This is a genomic window from Piscinibacter sp., assembly GCF_050175855.1.
Lineage (GTDB): Bacteria > Pseudomonadota > Gammaproteobacteria > Burkholderiales > Burkholderiaceae_C > Piscinibacter.
Genome location: NZ_JBFXIO010000209.1, coordinates 1 through 8,820, shown reverse-complemented (window position 1 = coordinate 8,820; position 8,820 = coordinate 1). Strand labels below are relative to the sequence as shown.

The 8,820-nt window shown below is 69.1% G+C and carries 9 protein-coding genes; 6 read left to right on the top strand and 3 right to left on the bottom strand.

What is annotated here, in order from left to right:
* The first annotated feature begins 210 nt into the window (after positions 1-210).
* Entirely contained in the window at positions 211-690 is a 480-nt protein-coding gene (locus tag AB7U92_RS15835) for an Lrp/AsnC family transcriptional regulator (RefSeq protein WP_428578793.1), read from the top strand.
* Here the strand turns inward: AB7U92_RS15835 and AB7U92_RS15830 are convergent.
* On the bottom strand, positions 662-1,198 hold the full coding sequence (locus AB7U92_RS15830) for a hemerythrin domain-containing protein (protein ID WP_428578790.1): 537 nt from the start codon (positions 1,196-1,198) through the stop codon (positions 662-664). The two genes, AB7U92_RS15835 and AB7U92_RS15830, sit on opposite strands and share 29 nt — an antisense overlap.
* Positions 1,199-1,267: 69 nt before the next feature.
* A complete protein-coding gene (gene speB, locus AB7U92_RS15825; RefSeq protein ID WP_428578787.1) occupies positions 1,268-2,188 on the bottom strand; it encodes an agmatinase in 921 nt (306 codons plus the stop codon).
* 61 nt (positions 2,189-2,249) lie between these two features.
* On the opposite strand from speB, the gene AB7U92_RS15820 reads away from it, so the two are divergent.
* The 3 genes from AB7U92_RS15820 to aceA all read left to right on the top strand — a co-directional run bounded on the left by AB7U92_RS15820 (position 2,250) and on the right by aceA (position 5,879).
* On the top strand, positions 2,250-3,617 hold the full coding sequence (locus AB7U92_RS15820) for an aspartate aminotransferase family protein (protein ID WP_428578784.1): 1,368 nt from the start codon (positions 2,250-2,252) through the stop codon (positions 3,615-3,617).
* A complete protein-coding gene (locus AB7U92_RS15815; RefSeq protein WP_428578782.1) occupies positions 3,614-4,321 on the top strand; it encodes a type 1 glutamine amidotransferase in 708 nt (235 codons plus the stop codon). Before AB7U92_RS15820 ends, AB7U92_RS15815 begins: the two co-directional genes overlap by 4 nt.
* Before the next feature lie 259 nt (positions 4,322-4,580).
* Positions 4,581-5,879 (top strand): isocitrate lyase, encoded by a 1,299-nt coding sequence (gene aceA, locus AB7U92_RS15810; protein WP_428578779.1) that lies wholly within the window; start codon positions 4,581-4,583, stop codon positions 5,877-5,879.
* A 76-nt stretch (positions 5,880-5,955) separates the two neighbouring features.
* On the opposite strand, the gene AB7U92_RS15805 is transcribed toward aceA, so the two are convergent.
* Positions 5,956-7,848 (bottom strand): diguanylate cyclase, encoded by a 1,893-nt coding sequence (locus AB7U92_RS15805; RefSeq protein ID WP_428578776.1) that lies wholly within the window; start codon positions 7,846-7,848, stop codon positions 5,956-5,958.
* 70 nt (positions 7,849-7,918) lie between these two features.
* On the opposite strand from AB7U92_RS15805, the gene AB7U92_RS15800 reads away from it, so the two are divergent.
* Together AB7U92_RS15800 and AB7U92_RS15795 are read left to right on the top strand one after the other, a co-directional pair.
* Positions 7,919-8,380: a CoA-binding protein gene (locus AB7U92_RS15800; protein ID WP_428578773.1), complete on the top strand. Its 462-nt coding sequence runs from the start codon at positions 7,919-7,921 to the stop codon at positions 8,378-8,380.
* A gap of 11 nt (positions 8,381-8,391) precedes the next feature.
* The coding region (locus tag AB7U92_RS15795) for a PLP-dependent transferase (protein WP_428578770.1) at positions 8,392-8,820 on the top strand (429 nt) is incomplete at its 3' end.

Sequence of the window (8,820 nt, the reverse complement as noted above, 5' to 3'; positions counted from 1 at the left end):
CCCTCCTGGGCCACCGCCAGCACGGCGGGATCGATGGCTTTGTTCATGTCGTGGCTCTCCTGGATTCCATGGTTCTCGATGCGACCGAGTGTGCAATCGAGCACGGGTCGAGTCTAGAGAAACCCCGGCGCAATGTGCTTGCGCAATCGCGCCGGGTTCACCCTCGCGCATGCAATATGATTCGATGAAGTATCGAGAACTACGCAGAAGATGCGAAGCAAAGCCTCCGACGTGCAACTGGATTCGATCGATCGGGCCATCCTGGAGGTGCTCCAGCACGAGGGCCGGATCTCCAACCAGGAGCTGGCGCAGCGTGTCCACCTGTCGCCATCGGCCTGCCTGCGGCGCGTGAAGGCGCTCGAGGATGCCGGCGTGATCGCGCAGTACGTGGCGCTGCTCAATGCCAAGGCGGTGGGCAAGCACGGCATCAGCTACACCATCCTCAACCTCGAGAGCATGAGCACGCCGCTGCTCGAGGCCTTCGAGCAGGCTGTGCGCGACACGCCGGAGATCCTCGACTGCTTCTACGTGGCCGGCGAGAACGACTACCTGATCCGCTTCACCTACCGCGACGCCGAGGACCTGGAGCGCTTCCACTCGCAGGTGCTGATGCACCTGCCCGGCGTGGCGCGTTCGAACTCGATGCTGGTGCTGCGCACCGTCAAGAAGACGACGGCGCTTCCCTTGTGAACTGCAGCGGCGGCAGCGTGGCGCGGCGGCGCGCCAGCTTGGCAGCCATCGCCTTGGCTTCGGGATAGATGATCGACTCCTCGAGCTGGATGTGCTCTCGGCAGAGTTCGAGGAAGACCTCGATGCCGTGGCGCAGCTCGTCGGGGTCGTACCAGCTGTAGCCGGCGGCGATGGCGCGCAGCTGCGGCGCGATGGCCAGCCAGTCCTCCTCGATCCAGCCATGGTCCTGCTGGAGCATGCGCACGGTCGCTACCAGCGCCTCGTCGCTCGAAGCGAGCAGGGCGGGGAAGACCTTGGCTTCCTCTTCCTGGTGATGCGCCTGCGAAGTCTCGGAGAAGAAGGCCTCGATCGCCCGGGCCTCCTGCTGCGCGTGGCCATCGACGCCCTCTGCGTCGAGGTGCGCGAACAGCGCCGCCAGCCGGTCGAGATGCGCTGCGATCTCCTGGTGACAGGCGTCCAGCGCCTTGAAGTCGGTGCCGCCGGGGTTGAACTTCAGGACCGATCCCATGGAACCTCCGCGTCTGGTGATGTGCTGGCTCCATTCTTCGCGGTGCTGCAGTGCAGCAGTTGCGACAGGTCAAGGCATTCGCAAGCGCCCGCAGAGGTAGGTCCAGACGAAATGGGCGGCCGCCTGGCTGCTCAGCTCGGCGTGGTCATAAGGTGGTGCAACCTCGACGCAGTCCATCCCGATGAAGGGCAGGTCTGCCAGTTCTTCGAGCACGGTGAGCACCTGATTGGTGCTCATGCCGCCGGGCTCGGGCGTTCCGGTGCCGGGCGCGAATGCCGGGTCGAGGCAGTCGATGTCCAGGCTGAGATAGACGGGCGGATTGCCATGGGTGGCGAGCCGCTCGCGGATGGCGCCGAATGCCGGCGCGAGTTGCTCCGCGTTCTCGAGCCCGCGCAGGTCGCGGGCGGTGAAGATCAGGCCGCCCTGGTCGCGCACGTAGTCGCGCGCTTCGCGGGCGCCCGCCGAGCGGATGCCCAACTGGGTGAAGCATTCGCGTACCACCAGGCCTTCCTGGAGGGCCTCGTAGACCCAGGTGCCGTGACCGCTGGGCTCGCCGAAGTGGTCTTTCCAGGTATCGCAGTGCGCGTCGAAGTGGATCACCGCCAGCGGGCGGCCCAGATGTTTGCGATAGGCGCGCAGCAGTGGCAGCGTGATGCTGTGGTCGCCGCCCAGCCAGGCCATGTGGTGCGACGCGATCAAGCGTTCGACCAGCGGCGTCATCGCCTCGCGCATTGCCGCCAGGCTGGTGTTCGGCAGCGGCAGGTCACCGGCGTCGCCGAGTCGGCCCTCGGGCGAGACGTCGAACAGCGGATGGATGGCATCGCACAGCATGTGGCTCGCCTCGCGGATCGCTCGCGGTCCGAAGCGCGCGCCGGGCCGGTTGGTGACCGAGCCGTCCCAGGCGATACCGGCCACGGCGAAGGGCGTGGCCGGGCTGGCGACCGGAGCCTTGAGGAAGGCGTTGTTGGAGAGATAGGCAAAGCTGGTCATCGAGACGTCCTGCTGCACACTGGCGGGCGATCATAAGAGCCGCCACCCGTCGAACGCCTTCATGACGACCGCTGACTTCCGCATCGACCACCACGCACTCGCCGCCCTGCACGCGCAGGAGACGCAACGCTTCATCGACACCCATCCGCGCAGCGTGGCCCTGTCCGGCGAGGACGCCGCGCACTACCTGTTCGGCGTACCGCTGCACTGGATGCGCGACTGGCCGACACCTGCCACGCTGCACGTGCAGCGCGCCGAGGGCAACCGCCTGTGGTGCGCGGACGGCCACGAGTACCTCGACTTCTGCCTCGGCGACACCGGAGCGATGTTCGGCCACAGCCCGGCGCCGGTGGCCCGCGCGATCGCCGCGCAGGCGCAGCGCGGCCTGACGGCCATGCTGCCCTCGACGCTGACATCCGAGGTCGGCCGGCGCCTGGCCGAGTGCTTCGGCCTGCCGCGCTGGCAGGTGACGCTCAGCGCCAGCGACGCCAACCGCTTCGTGCTCCGTTGGGCGCGCGCCGTCACCGGCCGGCGCAAGGTGCTGGTCTTCGACGGCTGCTACCACGGCACGGTGGACGACACGCTGGTCGACATGGACGCCCAGCAGCGCACGATCACCCGCGCCAGCCTGCTCGGCCAGGTGCACGACCTGGCGCTGGGCACGGTGGTGGTGCCGTTCACCGACATCGCTGCGGTGGAGGCGGCGCTGGCGCGGGGCGACGTGGCCTGCGTCCTCACCGAACCGGCTCTGACCAACTGCGGCCTGGTGCCGCCGCAGCCGGGTTTCCTCGCGCAGTTGCAGGCAGCCTGCCGTCGCCACGCTGCGCTGTTCGTGCTCGACGAGACGCACACCGTCAGCAGCGGCTGGGGCGGGCATGCCCGCGTGGAGGGCCTGTCGCCCGATTTCATCGTGGTGGGCAAGGCGGTGGCCGGCGGCCTGCCTTGTGCGGTCTACGGCTTCACCGAGGCGATGAACGGGCGCATGGAGACGGCCAAGCACGCCGCGCCCGACGGGCACTCGGGCATCGGCACCACGCTGTCGGCCAACCTGCTGGCCATGGCGGCGCTGCACGCCAGCCTCGGCGAGGTGATGACGGCAGCTGCCTACGACCAGATGCTCGCCACCGCAGCGGCGGTCGAGGCGCGCCTGCGCGAGACCTTGCAGCAGCACGGCGCGCCCTGGACCGTGACGCGGCTGGGCGCACGCATGGAGCTGCAGTTCTGCACGGAGCCGCCCGCCAACGCCGTACAGGCGAGGGCCGCGATGGACGAGGGCGTCGAGCGCGCGCTGCACCTGTGGCTGCTCAACCGCGGCATCGTCATCACGCCCTTCCACAACATGCTGCTGGTCTCGCCGCAGACACGCTTCGGCGATGCCCAGCCGCTGGTGACCGCACTGGGCGACTTCCTGTCGGCGGTGCGCGCATGAAGCCGGTGCTCGTGCTCCAGCACATGGACACCGACGGCCCGGGCTACCTGGCCACCTGGCTGCGCGAGCAGGGTCGGCCCTTCGCCGTGTTCAACAGCGCGGCGGGGCAGGATTTCCCGGCCTCGATGAACGGATTCGGCGCGCTGGCGGTGCTGGGTGGCGAGATGAGCGTCAACGACGAACTGCCTTCGCTGCGGCGTGCCGAAGCGCTGATCCGGCAGAGCATGGCGCGAGACCTGCCGGTGATCGGCCACTGCCTGGGCGGCCAGCTGATGGCAACGGCGTTGGGGGCGCGGGTCGCCGAGTCACCGGCGCCGGAGATCGGCTGGCAGCGCGCAGCGGTGCACGCCCACGCCCAGGCCCGCGAGTGGTTCGGCGAGGTGGACGCGGTCACGGTGTTCCACTGGCACTACGAGGCGTTCGATCTGCCTCGCGAAGCCGTGTCGCTGGCCGGCAGCGCAGCCTGTCCGCACCAGGCCTTTGCGATCGGCCGGCACCTGGCGATGCAGTTCCACGTCGAGGTGGATGAGGGCAAGCTTGCGCTGTGGTCGGCCTCGCGTGATCCGGAGTTCCTGCAGTTGCAGCAGTCGTGCCCGACCGTGCAGAGCGGCGAGGCGATGCGGGCCATGGCGGGCCGTTGCCTGGCCGCCCAGCAGGCGCTGGCGGCGCGCCTCTATGCGCGCTGGCTCGACGATGCCGGCTGAGGTCGCGTGCATTTCATGATCGGAGATGTCCTTTCCGCATTGCGGAATTCGCGCTTGCTGCACCGCCGCAATCTTTCTCATCGTGAAGAACGATCTTCCGTATCCCGGAACGAATGCTGTAAGTCATTGATTTATCGGGATAACATTTTTAGTCTTCTATAAGACATAAGTCTTCCCATGCGTCATCGCCGTGACTAACCTTGAGGCCAGAGATTGCGAGTCTTCAGTCCCTGTCTTCACATCACTCACGGAGGTCCTCATGACGAATCTGACCCGCGAACAGCAAATTGCCGCCCTCGAGAAGGATTGGGCGGAGAACCCGCGCTGGAAGGGCATCAAGCGCGGCTATACCGCCGCCGACGTGGTGCGCCTGCGCGGCTCGCTGCAGATCGAGCACACGCTGGCCAAGCGCGGCGCCGAGAAGCTCTGGAACCTGCTGAACACCGAGCCGTTCGTCAACTCGCTCGGCGCGCTGACCGGCAACCAGGCGATGCAGCAGGTCAAGGCCGGCCTGAAGGCCATCTACCTGTCGGGCTGGCAGGTCGCCGGTGACGCCAACAGCAACGGCGAGATGTACCCCGACCAGTCGCTGTACGCGGTCGACTCCGTGCCGAAGGTCGTCAAGCGCATCAACGCCACCTTCAAGCGCGCCGACGAGATCCAGTGGAGCGAAGGCAAGAACGATGTCGACTTCTTCGCGCCGATCGTGGCCGATGCCGAAGCCGGCTTCGGCGGCGTGCTCAACGCCTTCGAGCTGATGAAGGCGATGATCGACGCCGGCGCCGCCGGCGTTCACTTCGAAGACCAGCTCGCCTCGGTCAAGAAGTGCGGCCACATGGGCGGCAAGGTGCTGGTGCCGACGCGTGAAGCCGTGGCCAAGCTGGTCGCCGCGCGCCTGGCCGCCGACGTGATGGGCACCCCGACCATCCTGCTGGCCCGCACCGACGCCGAAGCCGCCGACCTCGTCACCAGCGACGTCGACGACAACGACAAGCCGTTCATGACCGGCGAGCGCACCGTCGAAGGCTTCTTCAAGACCCGCAACGGCCTGGAGCAGTCGATCAGCCGCGGCCTGGCCTACGCCGAGTACGCCGACCTGATCTGGTGCGAGACCGGCAAGCCCGACCTCGCGTTCGCCAAGGCCTTCGCCGACGCGATCCACGCCAAGTTCCCGGGCAAGCTGCTGGCCTACAACTGCTCGCCGTCGTTCAACTGGAAGAAGAACCTCGACGACGCGACGATCGCCAAGTTCCAGCGCGAGCTGGGCGCGATGGGCTACAAGTTCCAGTTCATCACGCTGGCCGGCTTCCACAGCCTGAACTACTCGATGTTCGACCTGGCCTACGGCTACGCCCGCAACAACATGACGGCCTTCGTCGATCTGCAGCAGAAGGAGTTCGCCGCCGCCGAGCGCGGCTTCACCGCGGTGAAGCACCAGCGCGAGGTCGGCACCGGCTACTTCGACGCCGTGACGACGACCATCGAAGCGCAAGCCTCGACCGCCGCGCTGAAGGGCTCGACGGAAGACGAGCAGTTCTTCGACAAGAAGCACGCCTGAGCGGGACGCCGGTCCCGCGCGAGGACCGAGGAGACAGGGAAGCCCGCGGCGCGAGCCGCGGGCTTTTTCCTTTCCGTCAGCCGGTGAAGCACAGGCGGTCGCGGCCGCTCTGCTTGGCGCGGTAAAGCTGCCGGTCGCACTCGGCCACCAGTTCGTCGAGCGAGGCGGTCTGTGCGGTGAACGCGGCCGCGCCCATCGAGAAGGTGCAGCCGTGCGCGCCCTCGATGCCTTCGGCCGGCGTCGCGGCGAATCGGCTGCGCAGCCGCTGGAAGACGGCCGGCACCTCGTCGGCCGCGGTGCCCGGCATCACCAGCAGCCATTCCTCGCCGCCCCAGCGGCCGAGCCGGTCCTGCCCGCGCAGCACGCTGCGGGCCGCGCCGGCCAGGGCGCGCAGCACCGCATCGCCACCGGCATGGCCCAGGGTGTCGTTGACGCGCTTGAAGTGATCGAGGTCGATCATCGCCAGCGTCAGCGGCACGCCGAGCCGGCGGGACTGCTCGAATTGCGCCTGGGCATAGGCGAGCACGGCGCGGCGGTTCGGCGCGCCGGTGAGTTCGTCGCGCAGCGCCAGGTCGGCCAGCGTGCGGCGGCGCGCCAGCGCGCGCCAGCCGAAGGCAAGGGCGCCGGCGCTGAGCAACGCCAAGGTGGCCACGGCCGCCCACAAGGCCCGCTGCTTGGCCGTCTCGGCTTCGAGCGCCAGGCGCGCGGTTTCGCTGCGGTGGCGCAGTTCGGCGTTTTCGGCTTCGCGCTGGGCTGCGGCATAGCGCGCTTCCAGGCGCAGCATCTGCACGTCGCCGGCGAAGGCACGGCCTTCGTCCTGGAAGCTCTCGGCGCGTTGCGTCTGCGCGTAGGCGTCGGCATAACGGCCCATCGAGGCGTAGCCGGCCGCCATGGCGCGGGCCAGGCGGGCCCGCGATGCCGCCGGCTGGGTCGGCGTGTCCCAGCGGCGTGCGCGCTGGATCTCGCTCAGCACTTCGGCGCGGCCCAGCTTCGCCAGCGCCGTGATCGTGTACTCGGCGACGGAGAGCATGCGATAGCCGTCGTCCGAACCTTCGAGCAGGCGACGCGCCTGCGTCAGAAGGGGCAGGGCACGCGCTGGCTCGCCGAGCCGGATGTGCACGTCGGCCTCGCCGATGTTGGCCGCGGCGATGCCGGCCGAATCGTCCAGCGCCTGCGACAGTTCACGTGCGGCCTCGAACTGCCGCGCCGCGGCGTCCCAGCGCTTGGCGGCACGCAAGGCGTTGGCGCGTTCCCAGAACACGATGCTGCGCACCATGCGCGCCGGCTCGTCGCCCAGGGCGCGCAGGGCACGTTCGAAGTGCACGTCGGCGTCGGCCTGCGTGCGCGCCCGGCCACGCGCCGCGATCGCGCCCATCGACAGCAGGGCCGTCGCCTCGATCGAACGAAGGCCCAACTCGCGGCCGCAACGCTCGGCCGCCTCGGCGGCAAGCCAGGCTTCGTCGAGGCTGCCGACGTCGATCAGCATGGCCAAGTCGACCTCCTGCCGCTCGCACTCCAGTACCGCGTCGCCCGCCGTCGCCACCTGGCGCTGCAGCAGGGTCATGCGTTCGCGGGCGCGGCGTGGTTCCTCGAGGGGCCAGGAGGTCTGCAGGCGCACCAGCTCCAGCCAGGCCCGGTGGGCGGGCCCGGCCCCAGGCCAGCGTTCCAGCGCGGCCGCGGCATCGGCCAGGGTCCGTCCGGCGTCGGCCGGGCGTTCGAGCATGTTCTGCGCCCGGGCCAGGCCCAGCAGGGGCCAGAAGCTTTCGGCCGGGCTGTCGGCCTCTGCGAGGCGCTCGCGGGCGAAGGAGATGGCCGCGCGCGGGTCGTCGGCCACGCGTTGGTCGATCGCTCGCAGGCTGTCGGCCCGGGACGTGGCGGCATGTGCATCGCCAGGCGGAACGATGCCCAGAACGAGCAGGCAGGCAAGGATCGACGCGCGCATCACCGCAGGGTTTTCGGCCGCCGTCACCGCGGACTGAGGGAAAGACCGGGGGCACTGCGCATTCTGCACGCGCACGGCGATCGGCTATCGTCACGGCATGGCCGACACCATCACCGAGCTGCGCAGCATCCTCAGGAGCTGCCGCACGATCGCGGTGGTGGGCCTGTCGGCCGAGTGGCACCGGCCGAGCTTCTTCGCGGCCAAGTACATGCAGGAGCACGGCTATCGCATCGTGCCCGTCAACCCGCGCTACGAGCAGGTGCTGGGCGAGACCTGCTACCCGAGCCTGGAGGCCATCCCCTTTCGCGTCGACATGGTCGACGTGTTCCGCAAGCCGGCCGACGTGCCGCCGATCGCGCGCGCGGCCGTGGCCATCGGCGCGAAGTGCCTCTGGCAACAGCTGGGCGTGCTCAACCTCGAGGCCAATGCGGTCGCCCGCGAGGCCGGGATCGATTCGGTGATGGACCGCTGCGTGAAGATCGAGCATGCCCGCCTGTTCGGCGGGCTGAACTGGGCCGGCGTGAACACCCGCGTGATCTCGGCGCGTCGCCCCGTCTGAACCCGTCCGCCATGCCCGACCACGAGTTCCGCGCCGAGACCCTGGCCGTCCACGCCGGGCAGATCCCCGATGCCGCCACCGGCGCGCGGGCGTTGCCGATCTACCAGACCACCAGCTTCGTGTTCGACAGCGCCGACCACGCGGCTTCGCTGTTCAACCTGCAGACCTTCGGCAACGTCTACTCGCGTCTGTCCAACCCCACGGTGGCCGCGCTCGAGGAGCGCGTCGCCGCGCTCGAAGGCGGCCGCGCCGCGGTGGCCTCGTCCAGCGGCATGGCCGCCGAGGCCATGGCGCTGATGACGCTGCTGCAGCAGGGCGACCATGTCGTCGCGGCCGGTGCGCTGTATGGCGGCACGGTGACGATGCTGGCCGTCAACCTGAAGAAGTTCGGCATCGAGACCCGCTTCGTCGACGCCACCGATCCGGCCGCGTTCGCCGCC